Genomic DNA, 24,809 nt, shown 5'->3' with positions numbered 1-24,809 from the left:
AGGGAGGCGTTGTCCTCCCTCTGTTTTTAGGCTGCAATTGGGAACTTCTGTCTGAGCCATTGAAATCCATGGGCCAGTGCCATCAGCAGCAGGGTGCCGGGCAGCACCGTTTGCCACAGGAAGGCTGGCTCTTGTCCTGTCATCAGGATCAGCAAGGGATTGGCGCCCGCCGGAGGGTGAAGAATATTCAGTCCCTGCATCAGGGCGATGGCCAGCCCGGTTGCCAGAGCCATCTGCATTTCAGCAGGGAGGGGAAGCAGGCCGATGACCAGTCCGACGCAGGCCGTCAGCAGGTGTCCACCCAGCACGTTTTTGGGGCGCGCCAGCGGACTATCTGGCAGGGAAAACAACAACACACAGCTGGCCCCGAAAGGTGCCATGACTAGCGCGACATGCCAGCTCAGATTGAGCCATCCCAATATGCCGATGGTGAGTGCGGCGCCCACACCTGCCCATAACGGGCCATACCATTTTGTCATCATGCTTTCCTCTTGGTTTGCCAGAACTGATTAGGCACATTAGGTAGACAGATCGGTGTACTTCAAGAGGCAAATCATGAGTGAGAAGCGTCAACAACTGGTGGCGACGGCCTACCGTCTGTTCAACCGTCATGGCTTTCATGCCACCGGCATAGATCGCATCTGGGCCGAGGCGGGGAGTACCAAGCGCACCCTCTATCGCCACTTCCCGACCAAGGATGCCTTGATTGAGGAGGTGCTGCTCGCTCGTGACCGGGAGTTCTTCGCCTTGCTTGACCAGCGGCTGGCCGGTGTGAGCGGACGTGAAGCTCGCCTCCAGGCGCTGTTCGATGGTTTCGCGGCGTGGTTTGGCCGCTCTGATTTCTATGGCTGCAACTTTATCAACGCCAGCGCCGAGTTTGCCGACCCACGCCATCCGGTGCGCAAGCTGGTGATGGCCCACAAGCAGGCGTTATTGGGCTGGGTGATAAACCAGCTCAACTGTTCTCTGGCACAGGCCACCGAGCTTTGCCTGTTGCTGGAGGGGGCGATCGTGATGGCTCACAGCTATCAGCAGCCACTGGCGTTGGAGCAGGCCAGAATGCTGGCAAAGACCATTTTGGCCGACGATGGCGCGATAATGCAGGCCGCTTCACACTCCTGAGATGCTGGTCATTTGAGGCTGCGTTCGGATGGGATACCCTGAATAGCGGAGAGGCCGCCTGACGGCTTCACACAGGGAAGAGTGCGCACTCAGGCGCCCATAACGACTTATTGCAGAGGCGAAAATATGAATAAATCCATGCTTGCCGTATTGGTCAGTGGTTTGCTGGCGGCCGGAGCCGTGCAGGCCGCTGCTCAGGACAATACCTGGTATGTCGGTGGCAAGGCCGGTTGGTCCAATTACTATGGCGTTGACCACAACCAGTATGCCGAGTCGATTGCCCAGACGTTGGGTAATACCAGCGAGAACACGGATGATCTGGGTCTGGGTCTGTTCGCCGGTTACCAGCTCAACCCCAACCTGGGGTTCGAGCTGGGTTATGACTGGCTTGGCAAATACGACACCACCTCGGGCACCGGCGCCAATACCCTCAATACCGAAGCCAAGAGCCAGATGATTCAGGCCACCATGAAGATCAGCTTCCCGGCAACGAATGTGCTCGATCTTTATGGCCGGCTCGGCGGTGCCTATGCCTGGACGGATAGCGAGATCAGCTTCGCCAATAGCAGCGAGACCGGTAAAAAGCATGGCGCCGCATTTGTCGGGGCGCTGGGTGCCGAGTACGCCATCGATCGTGACTGGGCCGCCCGTCTGGAGTACCAGTACACTACGCCGCTGGGAGATGCCTCTCTCGATCGCTCAGGCATCGAGCTGGATAACGGCCTGATCTCGTTCGGCATGCTCTATCGTTTCGGTCAGCAAGGTGGTGAGGTTGCTGTGCCGGCGCCAGCTCCGGCAGCCGAGCCTGCCCCGGCTGTGGTGGTGGAGCCCAAGACCTTCAGCCTTAGTTCCGATGTGCTGTTCGAGTTCAACAAGGCGACCCTGAAACCTGCCGCCAGCCAGGCGCTCGATGCCCTGTTCAGCCAGATTGTGGCGGCCAATCCGAAGGATGGCGTCGCGACCGTGGTCGGTTATACCGACCGCATCGGCTCCGACAACTACAACCTGGCCCTCTCCGAGAAGCGGGCCCAGAGCGTGGCCAGCTATCTGGTAGCCAAAGGCTTGTATGCTGACAAGGTGCGGGTCGAAGGGCGTGGCAAGGCCAATCCGGTTACTCGCAACAACTGCGCCAGCCGTTCCAAACAGGAGCTGATTGCCTGTCTGGCACCGGATCGTCGGGTTGAAATCCATCTGGAAGGGGTTTCCCAGCCGGCGCAGTGATGCTGCGGCTAGAGATGGGATTCGAGAAGAACGGGAGGCCAGGCCTCCCGTTTTCTATGGTCAGCGTGATCGGATGGTGGTGCAGACCTGATTTGCCAACATCATGAGTTATCGAATCTTTTCCTAATAGGAATAGTTATTATATTTCCAGGAAATTACAGGATAAAAAAATAGAATTAAACTTTGCGCCTGAAGATTCTTTTGGTTAGAATCTCTGCGTGTTATCAATAGACAGGTAAATATTATGGACTGCGACAGTTGTAGCCGATTGCAAATCGCGATGCGGGTTTACCAGAGCTGAGGCCGAATATTTTATCTTCTCTCTCACTCTGATTGCTCGAATCACAAGCATAGAGTGCAGCATCTATATGAGTCAGCATCGACTCTCACAACCTCTTTATCCCGCCTTCATCAGGGATTACGGTTGTAAATCTGGATCGTTCCGCTCATCTGCGAGCCATGCGCGCCTCGCGCCCCCTGCAATTGAACGCTTCATCATGCATCCCGGTACTGCCCGTCAGGGCCGTCACAGCGTCGGAACCATGCATCCGTGCCGTGGTCGGGAAGGGATCAAGCGTAAAATAACAAGATGGATAATCTCATATTGAAAACTATTTGGTTTTCGATATGGCAGGTTGCACATTAAAATAAATGATGTGATTGATTAATATATTTCGGCGGTGGCAAGGGTCGCGCTGTAATATTTCTATAGGCGTGGTTTTCTCCGATGTTCTTACCCGCCAGATATCACTGATACTATTTCCTGCCCGCATCCAGTTATTTCAAACTGTCGTAATCCTGATTTTCTTTATGGGTGATGCCGCTCTAGTTGCGGGATCACCGGATTGGTCCGCTGATAATGCAGACTCGCGGCCATGCCTGCCAACGACAGTGTGTATCGCTGTCCATGGTTCGTCCGGCCCTCTCTCCACCCCACTCGGAGGATATCGTATGACCGAAGAGCCCAAACCTCGACCCTCGGGGTTCACGTCTCCCCACTCCTGATCCCCCCTGCGGGGACGGGATGCGGTGTTCTGACCCCTGATCTGACCCAACCATGCAGGTTAGCTCGACGGCAGACATTTGTCTGACGAGCCGCCCCGTGCGCGCCAGTTGAGCGTGCCGGCAACGAGTCGGGTTCACAGCTTTCGATATCAGTACTGACGCCTGGCCTGGCCCGCGACAGGGCCCTTCTGCAAGCGAAAATCAGGATTTAAAGTTATGAAGCAACAACATACTGCCAGCCGGCACAAGCAACAGGGGTTCGTCGCCCCGGGCCGTGCCAATGAGAAGCTCTCCTCCCGGGTGCTCGACGAGGCCGACAAGTCCCTCGAATACACCCTCACTGCCGTGCGCGGCAATATCGACGGCCTGACCGCGACCGAGGCGGCCAACCGTCTGGTCCAGTTTGGCCCCAACGAGGTGACCCACGACAAGCCGCCCCATCCATTGATCCAGCTGCTGCAGGCGTTCAAAAACCCGTTTGTGATGGTCTTGATGGTGCTTGGGCTGGTCAGTTACGTGATGGACGTGCTGATGGCCGAGCCGGGTGATGAGGACTGGGTCAAGGTGATCATCCTCGGTGTCATGGTGGGCCTGAGCGGTCTGCTGCGCTTCTGGCAGGAGTACCGTTCCGCCAAGGCGGCCGAGGCGCTCAAGTCACTGGTGCGCAACACTGCCACTGTACAGCGTCGTCCCTCGCCGGGCGCTACCCCCCAGCGCAAGGAGGTGGCAATGACCGAGCTGGTGGCCGGAGACATAGTGCACTTGCAGGCGGGAGACATGATCCCCGCCGACATCAAGCTGATTGAATCCCGCGATCTCTTCATCAGCCAGGCGGTGCTGACCGGTGAAGCACTGCCGGTAGAGAAGTATGACACTCTGGGAGCTGTGGCCGAGAAGTCGGCAGACGGCAACAGCACAGGGGACGTGGGGTTGCTCGATCAGCCCAACATCTGCTTCATGGGCACCAACGTGGTGAGCGGTACAGCCAAGGCTGTGGTGGTGGCCACCGGCAGCGACACCTACTTCGGTTCGCTGGCCCGCAACGTGGTGAGCCACAAGCGCATCGAGACCAGTTTCGATCGCGGCGTCAACAGCGTCACCAGGCTGCTGATCCGCTTCATGCTGGTGATGGTGCCCATCGTCTTTATGCTCAGTGGTATCAGCAGTGGTGACTGGATGTCGGCGCTCACCTTCGCGCTGGCGGTGGCGGTAGGGCTCACCCCCGAGATGCTGCCGATGATCGTCTCCGCCAACCTGGCGCGAGGGGCGGTGGCCATGGCCAAGCGCAAGGTGGTGGTCAAACGGCTCAACTCGGTGCAGAACTTCGGTGCCATGGACGTGCTCTGCACCGACAAGACAGGTACCCTGACCCAGGACAAGATCATCCTCGAGCACCACTACGACGTGCGTGGCAACCGGGACGACCGGATCCTGCAGCTGGCCTGGCTCAACAGTTATCATCAGAGCGGCATGAAGAACCTGATGGACATCGCGGTGATCGAGCATGCCGATGTGCTGGGAGCTGGCTGCAAGCCGGCTGGTTACAGCAAGGTGGATGAGTTGCCATTCGACTTCGTGCGCCGCCGTCTGTCGGTGATCGTACAGGATGAGCGTGGCCAGCAGCTGATGGTCTCCAAGGGGGCGGTGGAAGAGATGCTGGCCGTCTCCAGCCAGATCGCCGATGGCCAGGAGGTGCGGGATCTGACCGACGCCGATCGCCTTGCCCTGCTGCGCCAGAGCGAGGAGTTCAATGCCGAGGGGTATCGGGTGCTGATCGTGGCAACCCGCGAGATCTCGGCAGGCGAGTGCAAGCAGAGCTATCGTACCAGTGATGAGGTCAATCTGGTGGTGCGCGGCTTCCTCACCTTCTTCGATCCGCCCAAGGATTCGGCCGCACCGGCCATCCGTGTGCTGAACGACTATGGTGTGGCGGTCAAGGTGCTGACCGGCGACAATCCCATCATCACCAGCAAGGTGTGTCGTGACGTAGGGCTGGAGCCCGGCTTACCGCTGCTCGGCAAGGATATCGAAGGAATGGATGACGTGGCGCTGTGCGAGGTGGTCAAGCAGACTACCATCTTCGCCAAGCTCACCCCGCTGCAGAAGTCGCGGGTGGTGAAGGCGCTGCAGGCCAACGGCAACACTGTCGGTTTCCTTGGCGACGGCATCAACGATGCCCCGGCGCTGCGGGATGCGGACGTGGGGATCTCGGTGGACAGCGGTGCTGACATTGCCAAGGAGACTGCCGACATCATCCTGCTGGAGAAGAGCCTGATGGTGCTGGAGGAGGGGGTGATCAAGGGGCGCGAGACCTTTGGCAACATCCTCAAGTACCTCAACATGACCGCCAGCTCCAACTTCGGCAACGTCTTCTCGGTGCTGGTCGCCTCCGCCTGGCTGCCCTGGGCACCCATGCTGGCGATGCAGATGCTGATCCAGAATCTGGTGTATGACGTCTCCCAGATGCTGCTGCCGTGGGACAAGATGGACCCCGAGTTCCTCAAGCGGCCGCGCAAGTGGGAGGCGAGCAACATCAAGCGCTTCATGCTCTGGCTTGGCCCGACCTCGTCGGTGTTCGATATCAGCACCTACTGCCTGATGTGGTTCGTGTTCGGTGCCGGTGCCCTCTATGCCACCGCCAACGGCAGCATGGATCCGCTGGTCAACGGTCAGGCCATCATGAACTCCGGCTGGTTTATCGAGGGGCTGGTGTCGCAGACGCTGGTGGTACATATGCTGCGTACCCGCAAGATCCCGTTCCTGCAGAGTACCGCTACCCTGCCGGTACTGCTCTCCACCTCGATCGCCATTGCCATCGGTTGCTACCTGCCCTTCTCGCCTGTGGCTGAGCACTTCGGCTTCATCACTCTGGATGGGCCCAAGTACTTCATGTGGCTGGTGATCACCATGCTGGCCTACATGGGGCTGACCCAGACCGTCAAGACCATCTACATCAAGCGCCACGGCCAGTGGTTCTGATGACGTGCTAGCTGACGGGCCGGTGTGATCCCGGCGCGAGAGAAAAAAGAGAGCCAGCCCGCGTAAGCGGACTGGCTCTCTCTATTTGGTGTGACCTGACTACCTTGTTGGCGACTAAAGGTCTGTGACTCAGAGCTTGAACAGCGGGCGCAGGCGAATGCCGATCAGGCTGCCGGCGAGGGCCATCAGCATCCAGACCCAGCCGTGCAGGCTGCCGGAGGCGGTGCCATCGAAGAAGCCGCCAAGGTTGCAGGCGCTGTACATTGCGCCCATCCCCATCAGCAGGCCGCCGAGGATGGATGCCAGACTGTTGCCGAGCCGCATCGGGGCGAAGTTGCCGCCACCGCTGATGCAGCGCGCCAGCATGGCCCCCAGAATGCCGAGCCAGAACATGCCGACCATGGGGTTGATGAAGAGTGGCTGGGCCAGCTTGGGGTTGCCCTCGAACAGGCCGAACAGAGAGGCGCCGCGCAGCGCCATGTCATAGACGGCGCCAGTGATGGTCCAGGCCGAGCCGTGCAGGGCGACGACAGTGGAGTTGAGTATGGCGATGATGATGCCGCCGGTCAGCACGGTGAAGCGGCCATCGCGCCAGAACAGATTGCCGCCGCTGAAGAGGGGCTTGAGCTCGCCGGTGCGCTTGAGTTCGCTGTTGCGAAACAGCAGGAACAGCGCGGCGACCAGCGCCAGGTTGAGCAGCATGCCGCTCCAGATATTGCCGGTCAAATCCTTGGCCAGCACCACATGGCTGGAGAAGGTGGCCTCCAGTTCGGGGCGGAACTGGTTGCTGATGAGGGTGCCGATGCCGTAGCAGATCAGCACCAGCCAGAAGCGGGGTTGCCCCTCGCCGCAGCAATAAAGAGTACCGGTGGCACAGACGCCTGCCAGCTGCATGCCGATGCCGAACAGGAAGGCACCGACGATGAAGGGAATGCCGATAGCCATCACGTTGCCCACCATGGCATCGCCAAACAGGGCGTGACTAAAGGAGAGGAAGGTGGTGAACAGCAGAATTTCGATGGCGATGGTGAGCAGGTGAACCCGCACATAGTAACTGTTGCGCTTGGTCAGCATTTCGCGCCAACCGAACACGATGCCGAAGCGGCTGAAGGAGAGGGTGAAGCCAAAGCCGAATCCGATCAGGGCCATCAGGGCCCATTTCATACCAAAGGTGTTGCCAAGCCAGAGTAACGCTCCCCCCGCGATTGCCACGATGGGGAGCGACCATTTTCGAGTCATAGCTGTAATTCCTTATAGCTGGATGGAGAATAGGGAGTGCGGATCCTATTCCCACATTGAGTCCAAGGCTACCGGTTTAACAGGTCAGGGGGCGAGAAAATGGCATATCGCTTTTGATGACTTTGTTAGCTACTGATTTGATTTTGAATGCTTTATATTGCTCGTTGCAGCAGGACGCTTGCCGTTGCGCAGCCCATCCAGCGTGAAGATCAGCAGCGCGCTCCAGATACAGGCGAAAGTAAGAGCCTTGTCCATTGCCAGCTCCTCGCCGTAGAGAGTGACAGCGAGGATGAACATCAGGCTGGGGCCTATGTACTGGAAGAAGCCCAGGGTGGAGAGCTTGAGCCGTGTCGCGGCAGCGGTAAAGCAGAGCAGAGGGGCTGTGGTGACGGCGCCAGCAGCGATCAGCAGCAGGTTGAGGTGCCAGTCGTTCTGGGTGAGATGGCTGGTGGGGCTGTCGGCAAAGCCCCACAGATAGATGGCTGCCGGTGGCAGCATGATCATGGTTTCGATCAGCAGGCCGGTAAGTGCATCGAGGGCCAGTTTTTTGCGCACCAGGCCATAGATGGCGAAGCTCGACGCCAACACCAGTGCAATCCATGGCAGAGAGCCAAAGGCGATAAGCTGGATCGTCACTCCGGCAAAGGCCAGTGCCACCGCCCACCACTGCAGTCGGCGCAGTTTCTCGCTCAGAAACACCATCCCCAGCAGCACGTTGAACAGCGGGTTGATGTAGTAGCCGAGGCTGGCATCCAGCATGTGGCCGTTGTTGATGGCCCAGATAAACAGCAGCCAGTTGCCGCCAACGGTGACCGAGGTAAACGCCAGGGTGAGCAGCACTTTTGGCTGACGCAGCACTGCCTGCACCTTGTGCCACTGGCGGCCTGCCAGGGTGAGCACCATCAGCAGTACGCAGGACCAGATCATCCTGTGGGTCAGAATTTCAGCGGCCGGGACGGCAGAGATGGTCTTGAAATAGATGGGGGCTATGCCCCAAAGGGTATAGGCGCACAGGGCGTAGATGACGCCCTGGCGCTGGATCTGTTGCGGCATGCGGATGACCTTTACTGATGCGTTGGATGCGGGAAAACATCGCAAAAAATCAGTGTAGCGATCCTTTATCGAGGAAAGAAGCGAATAAACGAAGTTTGAGAATACGGTTGGAAGCTGGTCAGCCTTTGCCGCGACGGATCTTGTCGACGTCCATCAACAGCCACAACATCAGGGCGATGGCGGAGATCCAGGGGCCCCAGGTCACGTAGGCCTCGCCGTGCCCCAGCACGAAAAACAGCAGGGGCAACCCGATCACCAGAAAAAGTACGCTTCCCAGAAAAAATAGCATTTTTGTCTTTATATTTAATGGTTTGCTTATTTGATGATTATATCGATTGTGCCGCCTGATGGAAGACCAAAATGCAAAAGGGGGGATTTCTCCCCCATTGCTGATGATGATGGCTATTTATACCTTTATTCGAGCTGGATCCAGGTACTTTTCAGCTCGGTGTACTTCTCCAGCGCGTGCAGCGACTTGTCACGACCGTTACCAGACTGCTTGAAGCCACCAAACGGCATGGTCATGTCGCCGCCATCCCAGTTGTTGACGAATACGGTGCCAGCACGCAGGGCGCGGGAACCCTTCACCGCCTTGTTGAGATCCGCGGTCCAGATCGCTGCTGCCAGCCCGTAGTCGGTGTCGTTGCCCAGTGCAATGGCCTCTTCGAGCGTGTCGAAACCGGTCACTGCCAGCACAGGGCCGAAAATCTCCTCGCGGAAGATCCGCATCTCGGGTGTCACCTCGTCGAAGATGGTGGGCTCGATATAGAAGCCGCCGCTCTCAAGATTGGTGCGTTTGCCTCCCAGCAGTAGCTTGGCTCCCTCCTGCTTGCCAATCTCGACATAGCGCAGCACCTGCTCCATCTGGATGTGATCCACCATGGCGCCGATGCGGGTCGCAGGGTCGAGCGGGTTGGCTGAGATCCACTCGCGGGCATGGGCCAGCAGTCGCTCCATAAATTGCGGCTTGATGCTGTTTTGCACCAGCAGGCGAGAGGCGGCGGTACACACCTCGCCCTGGTTGTAGAAGATGGCGCCAGCGGCGCTCTTGGCCGCGGTATCCAGGTCCAGCGCATCCGCCAGTATGATGTTGGGGCTCTTGCCGCCGCACTCCATAAAGGCGCGCTTGAGGTTGGACTTGCCGGAACACTCCACCAGGTGCTTGCCGATTTTGGTGGATCCGGTGAAGGTGATGCAATCCACATCCATGTGCATGGCCAGCGCCTCGCCCACGGTATGGCCAAAGCCCGGCAGCACGTTGAACACGCCGTCAGGAATGCCTGCCTCCTTGGCCAGACCTGCGATACGCAAGGCGGTCAGGGGGGACTTTTCGGAAGGTTTGAGAATGACCGAGTTGCCGGTAGCGAGCGCCGGCCCCAGCTTCCAGCAGGCCATCACCAGCGGGAAGTTCCACGGCACGATGGCGGCAACGACCCCGAGCGGTTCCCGGGTCACCAGCGCCAGGGCGGATTCCTCGACCGGCGCGACCTGATCGTAGATCTTGTCGATCGCTTCGGCGTTCCAGGCGATGCAGTTGGCGGCGGCAGGGGCATCGTAGCCCATGGCATCGCCGATGGGTTTGCCCATGTCCAGCGACTCCAGCAGTGCCAGCTCCACCTTGTTGAGACGCATCAGTTCGGCGAAGCGCTGCATGATCAGCTTGCGCTGTTTCGGCGGCAGGCCGCTCCAGCGCTTGTCGTTGAAGGCATCACGCGCGGCCTGTACCGCCAGCTCGGCATCGGCGGCATTGCAGGCTGCTACCTTGGTCAGCAGCTTGCCGTTGGCCGGGTTGATACAGTCGAAGGTGGCACCATTGACGGCATCCCGATAGCTACCGTTGATAAAGGCTTGTGAGGGCAGGGTCAGATGGGCGGCCTTGTGTTGCCACTGGGCCAGGGTCAGGTCACTCATGTTCACTCCTTGAACCGGCAAAAGTCATTGTCCGCGTATCAATATGCTAAACATCCTGCCACTTGTAAATCCATTTTGTAACAATTCATTAAACATTGGCGGCTGGCTGACCCCTTATCACCCTGTTAGAAACTGGCGGGGGTATTGGCCGAAATCAATACGCACTCCTGCTCGCCCACATTGCGAAAACGGTGAGGAGTGCGGCTGTCGAAGTAGTAGCCGTCCCCCGGTGTCAGCAGGTAGATCTGCTCACCCACGGTCACTTCAACCTCGCCCTTGATAACGATGCCGCACTCTTCACCCTCGTGGCTCAGCATGTCGTCGCCAGTGTCGGCGCCCGGTGGCAGCACCTCCTGCAACATGCCGATGGCACGGTTGGCACGGCTGTGGCCCACCAGCCGGTAGCTGATGGGGTGAGTGCCGAGATCCGGCATATCGGCGGCGCGAAAGATCACTTCGGAGTCCATTTCGGTCTCGTCAGTAAAGAAGCTGGCCAGTGACATGGGGATCCCTTCCAGCACCTTGCGCAGGGAGGCAACTGACGGGCTCACCTGATTCTTTTCGATCTGGGAGATGAATCCGTTGGTCACGCCCGAGCGTTTGGCCAGCTCGCGCTGGGAGAGGGCCGCCTTGGTGCGAACCGCCTTGAGACGGTGACCGATATCCATCGATAGACACTCCTTGACTGTTTACTATTATTAAATTTGTGTTAAATATCTTATACCACCCTGTAGAGTCATCTAGCTAGGGGTGGCATCAGACAGGGCGATAATGAGCCCTTTTTTATGGATTCAGGTGTTTAATTTAATAGGCAATGGCCAATAGTTGCTAAACACCTTAAGGATGAGGTGACCATGAAACCGATCAGCGACATCAATACTCCCTCCGACATGTCCGCCTTCTGGATGCCGTTCACCGCCAACCAGCAGTTCAAGGCGGCGCCGCGCATCCTGAAGTCGGCGGAGGGGATGTATTATCACTCAGAGGATGGCCGCAAGATACTGGATGGCACTGCCGGACTCTGGTGTTGCAACGCGGGCCATGGTCGGCGCGAGATTGCCGAGGCGGTCTCCCAGCAGATTTCCCACCTCGATTTCGCCCCCACTTTCCAGATGGGCCACCCGTTGCCGTTCGAGCTGGCCAACCGGCTGGTGGAGATCGCTCCCCAGGGCTTTGGCCATGTCTTCTATACCAACTCCGGCTCAGAGTCGGTTGATACCGCGCTCAAAATCGCACTGGCCTGGCAGCGGGCTCGCGGTCAGGGCACCCGCACCCGGCTGATTGGTCGCGAGCGGGGTTATCACGGGGTTGGCTTTGGCGGCATCTCGGTGGGGGGCATTCCTGGCAATCGCAAGTGGTTTGGCTCCCTGCTGACCGGGGTGGATCATTTGCCCCATACCCTCAACATCGCCAAAAATGCCTTCACCAAAGGGTTGCCTGAGGAGGATGTGGCGCTGGCCGACGAGCTGGAGAAGATCGTTTTTCTGCACGATGCCAGCAACATCGCGGCGGTGATCGTCGAACCCATCGCCGGCAGTACCGGCGTGCTGATGCCGCCCAAAGGCTACCTCAAGCGGCTGCGGGAGATCTGCACCAAACACGGCATCCTGCTGATTTTTGACGAGGTGATCACCGGTTTCGGTCGCCTTGGCTCTCCCTTCGCCGCGCAGGAGTTCGATGTCATCCCCGACATGATCACCTGCGCCAAGGGGCTCACCAACGGCGCTATCCCCATGGGAGCTGTGCTGGTACAAAAGCATATTTATGACGACATGATGGCGGCAGGTAAGGGGGCTATCGAGCTGTTCCACGGCTACACCTATTCCGGTCATCCGGTGGCTGCTGCTGCGGGTCTGGCGACCCTCGAGATCTATCGCAACGAGAACCTGCTTAGCCGCGCCGCGGATCTGGCGGGCTACTGGGAGGAGGCGGCCCATTCGCTGAAGGGCTGCAAGCATGTGAAGGATGTGCGCAACTACGGGCTGGTGGCCGGTATCGAACTTGAATCCATGCCGGATGCGCCGGGCAAGCGCGCCTATGAGGTGTTTGTCCGCTGCTTCGAGAAGGGGGCGCTGATCAGGGTGACCGGCGACATCATCGCCCTGTCGCCACCCCTCATCATCGAGCGCAGCCAGATCGATGATCTCTTCACCCTGCTGCAGGATGCCCTGCAGGCACAACCCTAACCCATTTGATGGCCCCGCGCTGGCGGGGCCTTGCGTTGTCTTGTTCAGCGCAATCACCACATCAATTATCACGGAGGATACATGACATACAGGGTCAGCAACTTCATCAACGGCCAGCCGCAGGAGAGTCGTAGCGAGCGCCAGGGCGCCATCTTCAACCCAGCCTGCGGCAAGCAGCAGGGGAGCGTTGGGCTTTCCAGCGCCGCCGAGTGTCAGGAGGCGATCGCCATCGCCGAGCGTGCCTTTGCCGACTGGTCGCAAACCCCGCCGCTGGTGCGGGCTCGGGTCTTTTTCCGCTTCAAAGAGCTGATGGAGCAGCACAGGGACGAGCTGGCCGAGCTCATCAGCCGCGAGCACGGCAAAGTCTTCTCCGATGCGCAGGGTGAGCTGACCCGCGGGCTGGAGGTAGTGGAGTTTGCCTGCGGCATTCCCCATCTGCTCAAGGGGGAGCACTCCCTCAACGTCGGTCGCGGGGTAGACAGCTACTCCATGATGCAGCCGGTCGGGGTTTGCGCCGGCATCACCCCGTTCAACTTCCCGGCCATGGTGCCGCTCTGGATGTTCCCGGTCGCGATTGCCTGCGGCAACACCTTCATTCTCAAACCCTCCGAGAAGGATCCCTCTCTCTCGCTGCGGATGGCCGAGCTGCTCAAGGAGGCCGGTCTGCCGGACGGCGTGCTCAACGTGGTGAACGGTGACAAGGAGGTGGTGGACGTGCTGCTGACCGACCCGCGGGTCGGCGCCGTGTCGTTTGTCGGCTCCACCCCCATCGCCCAGTACATCTATGCCACCGCCTCGGCCCACGGCAAGCGAGTGCAGGCGCTGGGCGGCGCCAAGAACCATATGGTGGTGATGCCGGATGCTGATCTCGATCAGGCGGTCTCAGCTCTGATGGGGGCTGCTTATGGGGCGGCGGGTGAGCGCTGCATGGCCATTTCGGTAGCCGTGGTAGTGGGTGACGAGACCGCCGATGCGCTGGTGGCCAAACTGAAACCGCTCGTTGAGAAGCTGCGGGTGGGCCCGGGGCTGGGCCAGAGCCCGGAAAACGAGATGGGGCCGCTTATCAGCAAGGAGCATCTGGCCAAGGTGCGCGGTTATGTGGATCAGGGGGTGGCCGAAGGGGCCGCGCTGCGGGTCGATGGTCGCACGCTGAGCCACGACGAGGGTTACTTTATCGGTGGCTGCCTGTTTGACGAGGTGACCCCCGAGATGCGCATCTATCGCGAGGAGATCTTCGGCCCCGTGCTCTCCATCGTGCGGGTGCCGGACTACGAGACGGCGCTGCGACTCATCAATGAACATGAGTACGGAAATGGCACCGCCATCTTTACCTGCGACGGCGACACCGCGCGGGACTTCACGGCGCGGGTACAGGTCGGTATGGTAGGGGTGAACGTTCCCATTCCGGTGCCGATGGCGTTTCACAGCTTTGGCGGCTGGAAGCGCTCCATCTTCGGGCCGCTCAACATGCACGGGCCGGATGGGGTTCGCTTTTATACCCGGATGAAGACGGTGACGGCGCGCTGGCCCCAGAGCCTGCGCAGTGGTGCCGAATTCTCCATGCCAACCATGAAGTGATGAGCCCAGGGCTCACCACCATGATTTGATTCTCTTGCCCCCGCAGATCGCTGGTCTGTGGGGGCACTTCTGTAAAGGAGCAACAGATGCGATTGGGAATTCTCGATTGTGACCGGCTGGATCCCGATCTGGCGGATCGTTTTGGCCCCGTCTACTCCGAGATGTTTATCAGGGGGTTTCAGCCGCTGGCACCCGAGCTGGAGTTTCGGGTCTGGTCAGCCATCGATGGGGAGCTGCCGGAGGAGCTGCACGAGTGCGATGCCTGGCTCATCACCGGCTCGCGCCACGATGCCTATAGCGATATCCCTTGGATCCAGGCGTTGCGTGGCTGGATCCGTCGGGCCCATGATGCCGACGTCAAGCTGGCCGGGATTTGTTTTGGTCATCAGGTGATCGCCCAGGCGCTGGGGGGCGAGGTGGTGAAGTCTACCAAGGGGTGGGGGCTGGGAGTGTCGGTGCACCCCATGTTGGCTGATGAGCCCTGGATGGCGCCGTCTCGTGATCAGATCCGTATTCTGGCCAGTCATCAGGATCAGGTGGCCCTGCTGCCCCCCGGAGCGACCCGGCTGGCGGGCAACGATTTTTGCCCCAACTTCATGTTCCTGCAGGGGAACAACATAGTTGCCATTCAGGGACATCCGGAATTTTCGGTGGAGTACAACCGGGCGCTGATCGAGCGGCGCCGAGGCCTGTTACCCGACGAGCGTTACCAGAGCAGCCTCTCCTCGCTGGAGGAAGAGGTGGATTCGACCACCATGATGCAGTGGTTGCTGCAGTTTTTGGGGATCCTGCCGCTGCGGGCCGGCGCAGCCTGAGCCCGGTTTGTCAGCGACCCCCTTCGGGTGCTAGATTTTGTAGCAAAATGAAGGATCAAGCGCTGCGATGTCGGGATCGGATGATACACTGGCCGCCCTTTGTGGCGGCCTGTTTGTCTGGCGTGATCGCCGCACCAGCTTGAGAGGGTGAAGCCTTGAAACTACAGCAATTGAAGTACTTGATCGCGATCCGGGACCACAACCTCAACGTCTCGGTGGCGTCCGATGCGCTCTATACCAGCCAGCCCGGGGTCAGCAAGCAGATCGGCCTGCTGGAGAGCGAGCTGGGAGTGCGGATCTTCGAGCGCCGTGGCAAGCATCTGCACCGCATCACCCCGGTGGGCGAGGAGATCATCAAGTGTGCCGAGGCGATGCTCAACATCGAGAGCAAGATCAAGGCGATCTCCCGTGAGTATCTGGATCCGACCGTGGGCACCCTCAACATTCACACTACCCACACTATCGCCCGCTATCTGCTGCCCAAATCGGTTACCTACTTCACCAAGAAGTACCCCAAAATCTCGTTCCACCTCCATCCGGTGATGTCGGCGAGCAAGGAGCAGATCAGCAAGGGTTACTCCGATTTTTCCATCGTTGCCCACGAAATTGGCTTCGACAAGGAGCTGATCGCGCTGCCCGCCTACCTCTGGACCCTCTCGCTGGTGGTGCCGCAGGATCACCCGCTGGCCAAGGTGAAGAAGCCGACCCTGGAGCAGCTCTGCCACTACCCCATCCTCAGTTACGAGAGCGGTGCCACCGGTCGGCAGGTGCAGGATGAGGTGTTTCAGGCGGCGGGGCTGACCCCGAGCTACTACATGACGGTAATGGATGCCGGAGTGATCAAGCGCTATGTGGAGCTGGGCTTTGGCATCGGCATCATCTCCTCGCTGGTGGCCAACGACACCGACAGCCCCGGGCTGGTCTCCATCAATCTGGAGCACCTGTTCAAGCCCTGTCCGGCCCAAATCTGCTTCAGCAAGAGCATTCTGCTGCAGAACTACATGTATGACTTCATCAGCTCTTTCTCGCCTCACCTCACCAAGGAGGTGATCCAGAGCGTGATGCAACAACCGACCCAGGCGCGCATCGACGAGCTGCTGGCCGGGGTGGAACTGCCCATCTATTGATCCCGATCGGATTACCGATCGCTTACGGTTGTCTCTTCAGTCAGGCTGGGCTCTACTCGGGGTTCAGCCTGTCTCTTTTGGGCTATCTCCATCGTCCGAGGTCTCTATGTCACGTATTCTGCTGCTTGCCAATCTCAACTGTGATCATGTGCTCTCCCTCTCCGAACAGCTGGTGGCGGGGGCCCGGCTGCAATACGTGGATCAGGGACGCAGGCTTGGGGGCGGCGCCGCCAATACCGGCATCGGGCTGGTGTGGGCGGGTCACGAGGTGACCATTGCCTCACGCATCGGGCTGGACGAGACCGGCGACTGGCTGCTGGAGCAGGCGGCCGGTTACGGGCTGGATTGCAGCCATGTGGAGCGCTTTGGCGGCGAGACCGGCGAGTTGCTGATCCTGGTGGACTCCACCGGCGAGCGCACCATACTTCGCCGTCCCCGTCGTCCCGATCTGCCCGGTGATCTGCCACAGGAGGGGATCGACTGCCTCTACGTGAACTATCCCGGCACCGCCATCATCAGTTATATGCGCCAGATGCTCGGCAAGAGCTTTGTGTTGGCCCAGTATCCCAAGGGCGGCCAAGCGCGCCGTCCCTGCCATGTGCTGGTGGCCTCCCGCTCCGATCTCGGCGAGGTAAGTGACCCCTGGCAACATGCCCGCCAGTTGGCGGGTGAGCAGCTTGAATGGCTTGTGTTGACCGAAGGGAAGGCGGGGGCGGTGGCCATCCATGGCGACGAGCAGATTAGGGTCGCCGCGCGGCCAGTCTCGGTGGTCGATACCACGGGAGCAGGGGATGCTTTCGCTGGCGGATTGATCCATGGCCTGGCGCGCGGCATGGCGATCAAGGATGCGCTACAGTGCGCGGTGGACTGGGGGGCGTTTGCCGTCGCCTCCGAGAGCTCCATCCCATCGGTCGCGCTGAAAAACTGGCTGAAACAGCCGCACTGACGCCCCGTTTATTCACTGTTCGAAGGGAGATTTCCCCTCTTGTCTGTTGGGTGCGGCGGTGAGGAATTTCGGGAAATTTAGCCGCCAGAATGGAGGTAAACGCCGGGCTAACCCGGCAAGTTTGCGATCAATCAAAGAAAGTGTCGATTTATGTGCATCTTCATCGACACCCGGTTGTGCTGCTCTTAACCTTGTCACTCCGCAACTCAGATTAAGAGACAGGCCCCTCCTCTGGCGAACCAATGGCGAACAGAGGCAAACCGGTTGTCTCCTGCCTCTTAGCTCAATGTTGTCGTCCTGATTCCTGGCTTGTAGTAAGAGGCAAGTGCGACCATGCAACTGACACGATTTACCGACTACGCCCTGCGTACCCTGACCTTCCTGGCGGTGCAGCCGGGCGATCGCCTGTCGACCATTACCGAAGTGGCCGATACCTTCGGCATCTCTCGCAACCACGTGGTCAAGATAGTGCACCAGCTCGGCATCAAGGGGTACATCGAGACGGTACGTGGCAAGCATGGCGGCATCCGCCTCGGTCGCTCCGCGGTCTCCATCAACCTGCGCGATGTGGTGATGGATATGGAGCACGTGCTCTGTCCGGTCGACTGCAAGCGCGAGAACTGCCGTCTCTCCGGTGGCTGCCGCATTCAGGGCATTTTGCGCCGCGCCATGAACGCCTTCCTCGAAGTGCTGGGTGAGTACACCCTGGCCGATGCGGTGCGCGATCCGAACCGTCTCTGCCATCTGCTGGGCATCGAGCAGGAGTCAATTCTGGCGATGGCCTGATGGGCAGGAAGCAAGAACAGATAGAAAAGGGGCCTGATGGCCCCTTTTGTTTGTCAGCGATTGCCCGGCTGGCGGATCAGGGTGATGGCGCCGTGCAGACAGGCGAGGCCGCAGGCGCCGCAGCCATTGCAGGCATCCATGTTGACGTTGATGCCATCGGCTGTGGCCTTGATTGCCTGCTGGGGGCAGGCATCTTCACAGAGCAGGCAGTAGAAGCCCTGACGGGCCTGACAACTCTCTTCAATCTGGACCCGGGTCTGCACCTGACGGCCCAGTTGCAAGTCGAGAGCTCCGGTCGGACAGGCTCTGGCGCAGCTGCCGCAATAGCTGCACTGGCCGCAGGCGAGATCGAGCACCGGGGTGCCGGCAATCGGGCTCCCCTCGTACTCCTCCTGCATGGCCGGTTTGAGCAGACCGCGCGGGCAGGCCTTGAAACACTCGCCGCAGCGGGTGCAAAGGGTGAGGTACTGGGACTCCTCGATCGCCCACGGCGGGCGCGCTTCATGGCAAACCACTGCGGGTTTGCGCGAAGCTTGCCAACCTTGTGTCAGCCAACGGAGGAAATAATGAGTCATGCCCACCCCTGATACCTATTAGGGGTTAATTTTATCGAAGTTTGCGAGGGCAGGCCAGAGAATAGCAGCCGTCAGGATCGCAAGGGCTGTTGCCCTTGTGTAAGCTAGGCGGGTCTCTTTTCCGTGGTTGAATGAAAACATATGTGGTTATTTCTCTGGCGTTCGTCCCTGCTCTATATCTTTCCCCTGCTGATGTGGGGCTACTGCCGCATCAAGGGCATCGAGTTCGTCGAGCTCGATACCGGGGTTAACAGCCACAAGGGGGTGGTGCTCGCCGCCTACCTCATCTACGTGCTGCTCTGGCTGCTGGCCAACCGCTATCTCGAACTCTTCCTGCGCCAGCGGAGCCGTAAATGATCGAGCCCGGGCTCTGGGTCATCCTGCTGCCAGCCGCCCTGCTGGCACTCGGCACAGGCTGGCTGATTGGCCGGCGCAGCAGCACAGCGCAGACTCAGGAGCTGCTGCTGGCACAGGAGCGTTATCAGGCGCTGCAGGAGCGTTTTGACGAGTTGCAGGATGAGCGGCAACAGGGGCAGCAGAAGCTGGATCAGCAGCAGACCCTGCTCATCAAGCTCACCGCCCGTCTCAAGGATGCGGAAGCAACCCTGCGCAGCGAGCGGCTGGCCGCCGCCGAGAAGCTGCAACTGCAACAGGAGGCGGAGCAGCGCCTCAGCCAGCAGTTCGAGAACCTTGCCAACCGGATCTTCGAGCAAAACTCCGGCAACTTCCGTGAACTCAACCAAAGCAGCCTCGATCTGCTGCTCACGCCACTCAAGGAGCAGCTCGAGGGCTTTCGTCGTCAGGTGGGGGAGACCCACGCCCAGGAGACGGCCCAGCGCCACAGCCTCAAGTTCGAGCTGGAGCGCCTCGCCGAGCTCAATGCTCGTATGACCGAAGAGGCTGCGGCCCTGACCCGCGCCCTCAAGGGCGACAGCAAGCAACAGGGCAATTGGGGGGAAGTGGTGTTGGCGCGGATCCTCAGCGAATGCGGCCTGCGCGAGGGCCACGAGTACCACACCCAGGTCAATATCGAGGTGGAGAAGGGCAAGCGCTACCAGCCCGATGTGATTGTCCACCTGCCGCAGGAAAAAGACATCATCATCGACGCCAAGGTGTCGCTGACCGCCTACGAGCGCTGGTATAACGCCGGGGACGAGCTGGAGAAGGCTGTGGCGCTCAAGGAGCACGTCGCCTCGGTGCGCAACCACATCCGCGAGCTGGGCCGCAAGGATTATCAGCAGTTGCCCGGGGTGCGCACCCTCGACTATGTGCTGATGTTCGTGGCGGTGGAGCCCGCCTTCCTCACCGCGATGGAGGCCGATCCCTCGCTGGTGCGTTACGGTCTCGACAACAATATCCTGCTGGTGAGCCCCACCAATCTCATGGTGGCTCTGCGCACCATCGAAAACCTGTGGCGCTACGAGCGGCAGAACCAGAATGCCCGCCAGATTGCCGAACGGGCCGGTCGCCTCTACGAAAAGCTGCGGCTGTTTGTCGAGGAGATGCAGCAGATGGGCGGCAGCCTGCACAAGGCGCAGGAGAGCTACGACAAGGCGATGGGACGGCTGGTCAACGGCCGTGGCAATCTGATTGCGCAGGTCGAGCGTTTCCGCGAGCTGGGGGTGGAGGTGACCAAGAGCCTGCCCGAGCCGCTGGTGGAACGGGCGCTGGAGCGTGACAAGGAGCGGGAGTAGTTTTCCCCAGCATCGCCATCAGCCAAGGCCCAAGCCATGTTTGGGCCTTTTGCTGATTTGGGCTCTGTTTTTAAGAAGAGAATGATAAGTAGGACTATTTCTTTAACACCGCCAGATAATTCCCATCAGTTTCTATATCGATTATTTCAGTAGAAAAATCATATTTAGCCGCCTCCCTGCTCAGCTGATCCTGAGCGATATCCAGCCAACTGATGGGCGCCTCGGTTTCTCCTTTATAGGTAAAAGAGAGCTCTCGTATAACGGTCTGGTTAGTACTCCCGTTCGTTGAGTTCAAAATGATTTGACCTTTCGGCGAAATATATTGATGAGCAAGTTCGAAAAATTTCCCCAACATTTTAATGTTGCCCACGGCTCCGATACTGCGACCGAGTAGCAACCAGGTATCAAACGGGGCGTCAAAACTAGCCGAAAAGATATCGGCATTGATGACTCTGCTGACGCCTCTGGCTTGCATCACCTCACAGGCCAATGGCGAGATATCGAGGGCGGTCACATCAAAAAGCTGCTGTTGCAAAAAGAGCGAGTGTTCACCCGTTCCAGCTCCTATATCCAGCGTCTTTCCCCTGCACAAAGATAACGCCCGGCGATCAATCTGGTAGTAGTCGGCTGGTCGAAAAAAGATAGCGAGCGGGAGACAATATGGTTCTTGCCCGCTGATATTGATCTGCAAGGTTTCATCATCCCTGTTCTGATAGTGCTCTTTCAGCGCCTTGCCAAATAGATCCAGACTTTTCAACATGACCATCTCCCCATAATGCTGTAATCGGCAGGAATATTTTCATGTATACGATATGACATCTGTTAATCGAACCGCGGGCTTGAAGTTGCGGGATCTCCGCCACAAATAAAAACGGCCCACCGAAGTGGGCCGTTTCTATTTGCAGTGCCGGTGTGGATCAGCGGCTGGCGGCGCGGGCGCTCAGCTCGGCTTTCTCGCTATCGCTCAGGAAGGTCAGGGTCAGGCCGTTCTGCTGGGCGGTGCGGATTTCTCTCGCGGTCATGCCGGCGGCCGGAGCGGCCACTTCATATTCGTGGGGCAGGTCGATCCCTTCCACCGCCGGGTCGTCGGTGTTGAGGCAAGCCAGCACGCCAGCAGCCAGGAACTGGCGGATCGGGTGTTCGGTCAGGCTCGCCACCGTGGTGGTCTGGACGTTGGAGGTGAGGCAGGATTCGATGCCGATGCGGTGCTCGGCCAGATAGGCCATCAGGGCCGGATCCTGAATAGCTTTGACGCCGTGGCCGATACGCTCGGCGCCCAGCTCGCGAATGGCTTGCCACATGCTCTCGGGGCCAGCGGCTTCACCTGCGTGTACGGTGACGCGCATGCCTGCATCGCGCACCTTGCGGAAGTGGTCGACAAAGAGTTCGCCCGGGAAGCCCAGTTCGTCACCGGCCAGATCGATGGCGACCAGCTTGTCGCGGTGGGCCAGACAGGCGGCCAGCTCCTGATTGCACTGCTCGGTGCCGAAGGTGCGGCTCATGATGCCGATCAGGTTGGTCTTGATGCCGAAGTCGCGGCTGCCCGCGGCCACGCCGTCGATGATGGCTTCCACCACACCCTGCGGGTGCAGCTTGTGGGCCATGGCCATATAAGCCGGGCTGAAGCGCAGTTCAGCATAGTCGATACCTGCGCGCAGCAGATCTTCCACGTTCTCGTAGGCGACCCGGCGGCAGGCGTCATAGTCAGCCAGCACGGCCACGCCCCAATCCAGCTTCTTCAGGAAGGCAACCAGACTCGGCTCGTTCTCGACGATCTGTACGTGGGGGCGAAGCGCTTCCAGCTCGAAGGCGGGCAGCGGGATATTGTGTTGGCGACCCAGCTCGAGGATGGTTTGCGGGCGGATGTTGCCGTCCAGATGGCGGTGCAGGTCGGTCAGGGGGAGAGATCTGTCAATCATGGGGGCGCCCTCGTCGAGTCAGGTTTGAAAGCCTGCCATTCTAGGCGGGGCTTTCAAAAAAGATACCCCGTTTATGGTTAAACGGGGTTCTGGCGGACGGTGATTTGTCAGGGCGTGATGGGAATCGTTTTTCCCCGGGACTCAGGAGAGATCGAGTTCCTTCAGCTTGCGGGTCAGGGTGTTGCGACCCCAGCCAAGCAGGCGGGCGGCCTCCTGCTTGTGGCCGTGAGTGTGTTCCAGCGCGGTTTCCAGCATGATCCGCTCGAACTGGGGCATGGCATCGGCCAGGATGTCTGTCTCTCCCAGCGCCAACTTGCTGGCCACCCACTCTTGCAACTGCTGCTGCCAGCAACCGGGCAACGCCGGTTGGCCCGGTTCGGCGTTGTGGGTGATGGGGGTGAGCAGCTCGGCAGGCAGATCGCCGACCAGCACTTCTTGCCCCGAGGCCATCACGGTAAGCCAGCGGCAGACGTTCTCCAGCTGGCGCACGTTGCCCGGCCAGGGCAGGCGGCTGATATAGGCCTGGGTATCCGGGTGCAGGCTCTTGGCCTCGACGTTCAGCTCTTTGGCGGCGCGCAGCAGGAAGTGGCGGGCCAGCTGGGGAATATCCTCACGGCGCTCCTTGAGGGCGGGGATGTGGATGCGAATGACGTTGAGGCGGTGGAACAGGTCTTCCCGAAACTCGCCATCGGCGACCCGCTTCTCCAGATTCTGGTGGGTGGCGGCGATGATCCGTACATCCACCTGCACCGGCTGATGGCCACCGACCCGGTAGAACTGGCCATCGGCCAGCACCCGCAGCAGTCGGGTCTGCACATCCAGCGGCATGTCACCGATCTCGTCGAGAAACAGGGTGCCGCCGTCGGCCTGCTCGAAGCGGCCGTGGCGGATGTTGTTGGCGCCGGTGAAGGCCCCCTTCTCGTGACCGAACAGTTCCGATTCGATGAGATCTTTGGGGATGGCTGCCATGTTGAGGGCGATGAAGTTTTTGTGGGCGCGCGGGCTGTGCTTGTGCAGCGCATGGGCGACCAGCTCCTTGCCGGTACCGCTCTGACCGTTGATCAGCACCGAGATGCTGGAGCGTGACAGGCGACCGATGGCGCGGAACACCTCCTGCATCGCCGGTGCTTCACCGATGATCTCGGGAGTGGCGGTGGTCTCTTGCTGACGAGACTTGCGCTTGGTGCGCTGCTCCTTGAGGTGATTCTCGGCGCGGCGCACCAGGGTAACAGCTTCGTCGATGTCGAACGGTTTGGGCAGGTACTCGAAGGCGCCGCGCTGGTAGGCGTTGACCGCGCTGTCGAGATCCGAGTGGGCGGTCATGATGATGATGGGCAGATCGGCCTGACGGCGATGGATCTGCTCAAGCAGGCTCAGGCCGTCGATGCCGGGCATCCGGATATCGGAGAGGATGACATCGGGCGAGCGCAGCTCAAGGGCGTGCAGCAGGGCTTCGCCATCGGCAAAGCTCTCGCAGTTGAAGCCTTCGCTGCCGAGAGTGCGCTCCAGCACCCAGCGGATAGAACTGTCGTCATCGACGATCCACACTTTGGCGGTCATGGGGTTCCCTTACTTGCGAAGCGGTAGAAAAATGGTGAATTCGGTGTGACCCGGCCAGCTGATGCAGTCAATCCGCCCTTTGTGCTGGTCGATCAGGTTCTGGGCGATGGAGAGGCCGAGCCCGGTTCCCCCCTCCTTGCCGGTGATCATGGGGTAGAACAGGGTGTCGCGAATGGCATCGGGAATGCCGGGGCCGTTGTCGATGATCTTGATCTCCGCTGCCAGCCGGTAACGCTGGCCGTGTATGGTGATCTGGAACGCGGTGCGGGTCTTGATACGGATAAGCCCGGTCTGATCGCCGAGCGCTTCGGCGGCATTGCGCACTATGTTGAGAAACGCCTGCTGCAGCTGATCCGGCTCCATCTCGAATTCGGGGATGCTGGGATCGTAATCCCGCTCGATGCGAACAGAGGGAGGGAGTTCGAGCTCCACCAGTCGGCGTACCTGCTCCAGCACCGAATGGACATTGTGCATCTGGTGACGGCCGGGGCGCTGGGGGCCGAGCAGCCGATCGACCAGTACCCGCAGCCTGTCAGCCTGTTCGATGATGATGCCGGTATATTCGCGCAGCGCCGGATCCGGCAGCTCTTTTTGCAGCAGTTGGGCCGCGCCGCGCAGGCCGCCGAGGGGATTCTTGATTTCGTGGGCCAGGCCACGCACCAGCTCCTTGGCCGCCAGCTGTTGGGCATGTTGCTGCTGCTCCTGACTGATCTTCTTCTGCTGGTCGATCTTGCGCAGCTCCACCACCAGCAGACGCTGTTCGTGGTCGGCCATCGGGGTTGCGCTCAGCTCCACCAGTCGCGGTTCTCCCTCTACCACCAGAGTCACTTCGCTATCGGTAAAGCCTTGCCCTGACACGAGGCACTGCTTGAGCCGCTGCAAATCGAGGGAGATATGTTCCAGCAGATGGGGCAGTTCGATGCCGATCAGCCGTCGTTCACTGAGGGAGAGCAGCTGTTCAGCCGCCGGGTTGACGAACTGGATGCAGAGCCGCTCATCCATCAGGATCACGGCGGTCAGCAAATTATCCAAGAGTGTTTTGGCGTTGTCCGAGCGGGTTGGCACAGGTTTCTCCCTAAAACGGTGCTACACA

Annotated in this window: 22 protein-coding genes; 11 read left to right on the top strand and 11 right to left on the bottom strand. The window is 59.8% G+C overall.

Annotated features, from left to right (window positions below):
* Window positions 1–26: 26 nt before the first annotated feature.
* Window positions 27–479 (bottom strand): HPP family protein, encoded by a 453-nt coding sequence (locus G5221_RS11800; protein WP_227342965.1) that lies wholly within the window; start codon window positions 477–479, stop codon window positions 27–29.
* Window positions 480–555: 76 nt separating this feature from the next.
* On the opposite strand from G5221_RS11800, the gene G5221_RS11795 reads away from it, so the two are divergent.
* From G5221_RS11795 to mgtA, 3 genes are all read left to right on the top strand, one after another.
* Complete coding sequence (locus G5221_RS11795) at window positions 556–1,122, top strand: TetR/AcrR family transcriptional regulator (protein ID WP_182963048.1); 567 nt, start codon at window positions 556–558, stop codon at window positions 1,120–1,122.
* A gap of 126 nt (window positions 1,123–1,248) precedes the next feature.
* Window positions 1,249–2,343 carry a porin OmpA gene (gene ompA, locus G5221_RS11790; RefSeq protein ID WP_421263281.1) on the top strand — a complete coding sequence of 365 codons (1,095 nt, stop codon included), beginning with the start codon at window positions 1,249–1,251 and terminating at the stop codon, window positions 2,341–2,343.
* Window positions 2,344–3,564: 1,221 nt separating this feature from the next.
* A complete protein-coding gene (mgtA, locus tag G5221_RS11785) occupies window positions 3,565–6,327 on the top strand; it encodes a magnesium-translocating P-type ATPase (protein WP_421263280.1) in 2,763 nt (920 codons plus the stop codon).
* Between the two features lie 129 nt (window positions 6,328–6,456).
* Here mgtA and G5221_RS11780 read toward each other — a convergent pair whose 3' ends face one another.
* From G5221_RS11780 to G5221_RS11760, 5 genes are all read right to left on the bottom strand, one after another.
* The gene (locus tag G5221_RS11780) at window positions 6,457–7,566 is read right to left on the bottom strand and encodes a YeeE/YedE thiosulfate transporter family protein (protein WP_421263279.1); all 1,110 of its coding nucleotides are present in this window, start codon (window positions 7,564–7,566) and stop codon (window positions 6,457–6,459) included.
* Window positions 7,567–7,695: 129 nt separating this feature from the next.
* Window positions 7,696–8,619 carry an EamA family transporter RarD gene (gene rarD / locus G5221_RS11775; RefSeq protein WP_421263278.1) on the bottom strand — a complete coding sequence of 308 codons (924 nt, stop codon included), beginning with the start codon at window positions 8,617–8,619 and terminating at the stop codon, window positions 7,696–7,698.
* Window positions 8,620–8,737: 118 nt separating this feature from the next.
* On the bottom strand, window positions 8,738–8,908 hold the full coding sequence (locus tag G5221_RS11770; protein WP_005341999.1) for a hypothetical protein: 171 nt from the start codon (window positions 8,906–8,908) through the stop codon (window positions 8,738–8,740).
* Window positions 8,909–9,033: 125 nt separating this feature from the next.
* Window positions 9,034–10,530, bottom strand: a complete 1,497-nt coding sequence (locus G5221_RS11765; RefSeq protein WP_216952314.1) for an aldehyde dehydrogenase — start codon at window positions 10,528–10,530, stop codon at window positions 9,034–9,036.
* Window positions 10,531–10,655: 125 nt separating this feature from the next.
* Window positions 10,656–11,198, bottom strand: coding sequence for a cupin domain-containing protein (locus G5221_RS11760; protein ID WP_042012327.1), 543 nt, complete (start codon window positions 11,196–11,198; stop codon window positions 10,656–10,658).
* Between the two features lie 186 nt (window positions 11,199–11,384).
* Between G5221_RS11760 and G5221_RS11755 the strand changes: the two genes are divergently transcribed.
* The 6 genes from G5221_RS11755 to G5221_RS11730 all read left to right on the top strand — a co-directional run bounded on the left by G5221_RS11755 (window position 11,385) and on the right by G5221_RS11730 (window position 17,968).
* On the top strand, window positions 11,385–12,716 hold the full coding sequence (locus G5221_RS11755) for an aspartate aminotransferase family protein (protein WP_216952313.1): 1,332 nt from the start codon (window positions 11,385–11,387) through the stop codon (window positions 12,714–12,716).
* Window positions 12,717–12,797: 81 nt separating this feature from the next.
* The gene (locus tag G5221_RS11750) at window positions 12,798–14,294 is read left to right on the top strand and encodes a CoA-acylating methylmalonate-semialdehyde dehydrogenase (RefSeq protein ID WP_227341755.1); all 1,497 of its coding nucleotides are present in this window, start codon (window positions 12,798–12,800) and stop codon (window positions 14,292–14,294) included.
* Window positions 14,295–14,380: 86 nt separating this feature from the next.
* On the top strand, window positions 14,381–15,109 hold the full coding sequence (locus G5221_RS11745; RefSeq protein WP_421263277.1) for a glutamine amidotransferase-related protein: 729 nt from the start codon (window positions 14,381–14,383) through the stop codon (window positions 15,107–15,109).
* A 155-nt stretch (window positions 15,110–15,264) separates the two neighbouring features.
* Window positions 15,265–16,236, top strand: a complete 972-nt coding sequence (locus G5221_RS11740; RefSeq protein WP_033114758.1) for a LysR substrate-binding domain-containing protein — start codon at window positions 15,265–15,267, stop codon at window positions 16,234–16,236.
* Window positions 16,237–16,342: 106 nt separating this feature from the next.
* Window positions 16,343–17,182 (top strand): PfkB family carbohydrate kinase, encoded by an 840-nt coding sequence (locus G5221_RS11735; protein ID WP_421263276.1) that lies wholly within the window; start codon window positions 16,343–16,345, stop codon window positions 17,180–17,182.
* 333 nt (window positions 17,183–17,515) lie between these two features.
* A complete protein-coding gene (locus G5221_RS11730) occupies window positions 17,516–17,968 on the top strand; it encodes an Rrf2 family transcriptional regulator (protein WP_033114760.1) in 453 nt (150 codons plus the stop codon).
* Window positions 17,969–18,021: 53 nt separating this feature from the next.
* On the opposite strand, the gene G5221_RS11725 is transcribed toward G5221_RS11730, so the two are convergent.
* Window positions 18,022–18,543 (bottom strand): ferredoxin-type protein NapF, encoded by a 522-nt coding sequence (locus G5221_RS11725; protein ID WP_042031934.1) that lies wholly within the window; start codon window positions 18,541–18,543, stop codon window positions 18,022–18,024.
* A 141-nt stretch (window positions 18,544–18,684) separates the two neighbouring features.
* Between G5221_RS11725 and G5221_RS11720 the strand changes: the two genes are divergently transcribed.
* Window positions 18,685–18,900 (top strand): hypothetical protein, encoded by a 216-nt coding sequence (locus tag G5221_RS11720; RefSeq protein WP_421263275.1) that lies wholly within the window; start codon window positions 18,685–18,687, stop codon window positions 18,898–18,900.
* Entirely contained in the window at window positions 18,897–20,237 is a 1,341-nt protein-coding gene (rmuC, locus tag G5221_RS11715) for a DNA recombination protein RmuC (RefSeq protein ID WP_421263274.1), read from the top strand. The genes G5221_RS11720 and rmuC overlap by 4 nt, the downstream gene beginning before the upstream one ends.
* 94 nt (window positions 20,238–20,331) lie before the next feature.
* Here the strand turns inward: rmuC and G5221_RS11710 are convergent, their stop codons facing one another.
* From G5221_RS11710 to glnL, 4 genes are all read right to left on the bottom strand, one after another.
* On the bottom strand, window positions 20,332–20,997 hold the full coding sequence (locus G5221_RS11710) for a class I SAM-dependent methyltransferase (protein WP_421263273.1): 666 nt from the start codon (window positions 20,995–20,997) through the stop codon (window positions 20,332–20,334).
* A 157-nt stretch (window positions 20,998–21,154) separates the two neighbouring features.
* Window positions 21,155–22,156: an adenosine deaminase gene (gene add / locus G5221_RS11705; protein WP_421263272.1), complete on the bottom strand. Its 1,002-nt coding sequence runs from the start codon at window positions 22,154–22,156 to the stop codon at window positions 21,155–21,157.
* 141 nt (window positions 22,157–22,297) lie between these two features.
* Window positions 22,298–23,716, bottom strand: coding sequence for a nitrogen regulation protein NR(I) (glnG, locus tag G5221_RS11700; RefSeq protein ID WP_021231490.1), 1,419 nt, complete (start codon window positions 23,714–23,716; stop codon window positions 22,298–22,300).
* A gap of 9 nt (window positions 23,717–23,725) precedes the next feature.
* The gene (glnL, locus tag G5221_RS11695; protein WP_005356202.1) at window positions 23,726–24,781 is read right to left on the bottom strand and encodes a nitrogen regulation protein NR(II); all 1,056 of its coding nucleotides are present in this window, start codon (window positions 24,779–24,781) and stop codon (window positions 23,726–23,728) included.
* Window positions 24,782–24,809 lie beyond the last annotated feature (28 nt).

Source organism: Aeromonas sp. 602200 (assembly GCF_049173895.1).
Lineage (GTDB): Bacteria > Pseudomonadota > Gammaproteobacteria > Enterobacterales > Aeromonadaceae > Aeromonas > Aeromonas veronii_A.
Note: the sequence above shows the minus strand (reverse complement) of the source record. Positions and strands in the feature narration are given on the sequence as shown.

Coding starts and splice junctions, on each gene's coding strand:
- G5221_RS11710 (WP_421263273.1), bottom strand. CDS start 20,997: ATGTTGAAAAGTCTGGATCTATTTGGCAAGGCGCTGAAAGAGCACTAT.
- add (WP_421263272.1), bottom strand. CDS start 22,156: ATGATTGACAGATCTCTCCCCCTGACCGACCTGCACCGCCATCTGGAC.
- G5221_RS11725 (WP_042031934.1), bottom strand. CDS start 18,543: ATGACTCATTATTTCCTCCGTTGGCTGACACAAGGTTGGCAAGCTTCG.
- G5221_RS11745 (WP_421263277.1), top strand. CDS start 14,381: ATGCGATTGGGAATTCTCGATTGTGACCGGCTGGATCCCGATCTGGCG.
- G5221_RS11800 (WP_227342965.1), bottom strand. CDS start 479: ATGACAAAATGGTATGGCCCGTTATGGGCAGGTGTGGGCGCCGCACTC.
- G5221_RS11765 (WP_216952314.1), bottom strand. CDS start 10,530: ATGAGTGACCTGACCCTGGCCCAGTGGCAACACAAGGCCGCCCATCTG.
- G5221_RS11755 (WP_216952313.1), top strand. CDS start 11,385: ATGAAACCGATCAGCGACATCAATACTCCCTCCGACATGTCCGCCTTC.
- glnG (WP_021231490.1), bottom strand. CDS start 23,716: ATGACCGCCAAAGTGTGGATCGTCGATGACGACAGTTCTATCCGCTGG.
- G5221_RS11735 (WP_421263276.1), top strand. CDS start 16,343: ATGTCACGTATTCTGCTGCTTGCCAATCTCAACTGTGATCATGTGCTC.
- G5221_RS11795 (WP_182963048.1), top strand. CDS start 556: ATGAGTGAGAAGCGTCAACAACTGGTGGCGACGGCCTACCGTCTGTTC.
- G5221_RS11720 (WP_421263275.1), top strand. CDS start 18,685: ATGTGGTTATTTCTCTGGCGTTCGTCCCTGCTCTATATCTTTCCCCTG.
- rarD (WP_421263278.1), bottom strand. CDS start 8,619: ATGCCGCAACAGATCCAGCGCCAGGGCGTCATCTACGCCCTGTGCGCC.
- G5221_RS11760 (WP_042012327.1), bottom strand. CDS start 11,198: ATGGATATCGGTCACCGTCTCAAGGCGGTTCGCACCAAGGCGGCCCTC.
- ompA (WP_421263281.1), top strand. CDS start 1,249: ATGAATAAATCCATGCTTGCCGTATTGGTCAGTGGTTTGCTGGCGGCC.
- G5221_RS11730 (WP_033114760.1), top strand. CDS start 17,516: ATGCAACTGACACGATTTACCGACTACGCCCTGCGTACCCTGACCTTC.
- G5221_RS11780 (WP_421263279.1), bottom strand. CDS start 7,566: ATGACTCGAAAATGGTCGCTCCCCATCGTGGCAATCGCGGGGGGAGCG.
- G5221_RS11750 (WP_227341755.1), top strand. CDS start 12,798: ATGACATACAGGGTCAGCAACTTCATCAACGGCCAGCCGCAGGAGAGT.
- rmuC (WP_421263274.1), top strand. CDS start 18,897: ATGATCGAGCCCGGGCTCTGGGTCATCCTGCTGCCAGCCGCCCTGCTG.
- G5221_RS11770 (WP_005341999.1), bottom strand. CDS start 8,908: ATGCTATTTTTTCTGGGAAGCGTACTTTTTCTGGTGATCGGGTTGCCC.
- mgtA (WP_421263280.1), top strand. CDS start 3,565: ATGAAGCAACAACATACTGCCAGCCGGCACAAGCAACAGGGGTTCGTC.